This is a genomic window from Campylobacter sp. 2014D-0259 (assembly GCF_008000505.1).
Lineage (GTDB): Bacteria > Campylobacterota > Campylobacteria > Campylobacterales > Campylobacteraceae > Campylobacter_D > Campylobacter_D jejuni.
On sequence record NZ_VOAQ01000008.1, the window covers coordinates 1 to 1,022 of the forward strand.

A 1,022-nucleotide genomic window follows, 5' to 3' on the forward strand; every position below is an offset into this window, starting at 1 on the left:
CCACTTGCAGCTATCCAAACAGGTTTAACTTCATTCTTTGATTTTATCAACCATAAAACAAAAAATGTTTCTACTATAGAAGTAAAAAGCAATGATGAATTTGGACAAATCTCAAATGCTATCAATGAAAATATCTTACAAACTAAAAAAGGTTTAGAACAAGACAATCAAGCTGTTAAAGAATCAGTTGAAACAGTATCAGTTGTAGAAAATGGTAATCTAACAGCAAGAATTACTGCTAATCCAAGAAACCCACAACTGATTGAACTTAAAAATGTTCTAAATAAACTTCTTGATGTTTTACAAGCTAGAGTAGGTTCTGATATGAATGCTATTCATAAAATTTTTGAAGAATACAAAAGCTTAGATTTTAGAAATAAATTAGAAAATGCTAGCGGTAGTGTAGAATTAACTACTAATGCTTTAGGCGATGAAATAGTTAAAATGCTAAAACAAAGTTCAGACTTTGCTAATGCTTTAGCTAATGAAAGTGGAAAATTACAAACTGCTGTTCAAAGCTTAACCACTTCTTCAAATTCTCAAGCTCAATCTTTAGAAGAAACTGCAGCAGCTTTAGAAGAGATCACTTCTTCTATGCAAAATGTTTCAGTTAAAACTAGTGATGTTATCACTCAATCTGAAGAGATTAAAAATGTTACAGGTATTATAGGTGATATTGCAGATCAAATCAATCTTTTAGCTTTAAATGCAGCTATTGAAGCAGCACGTGCTGGAGAACATGGTAGAGGATTTGCAGTTGTGGCTGATGAAGTTAGAAAGTTAGCTGAAAGAACTCAAAAGTCTTTATCTGAAATAGAAGCTAATACTAATTTACTTGTTCAATCTATCAATGATATGGCAGAAAGTATTAAAGAACAAACTGCAGGTATCACTCAAATCAATGAAAGTGTAGCTCAAATTGATCAAACTACTAAAGATAATGTTGAAATTGCTAATGAATCAGCTATTATTTCTAGTACAGTAAGTGATATAGCTAATAATATCTTAGAAGATGTTAAGAA

At 30.6% G+C, this 1,022-nt stretch carries 1 protein-coding gene; it reads left to right on the forward strand.

The features are described 5' to 3' along the window. Positions 1–1,022, forward strand: a 1,022-nt coding sequence (locus SR63_RS02065) for a methyl-accepting chemotaxis protein (protein WP_261791898.1), incomplete at both ends; no start/stop codon positions are given.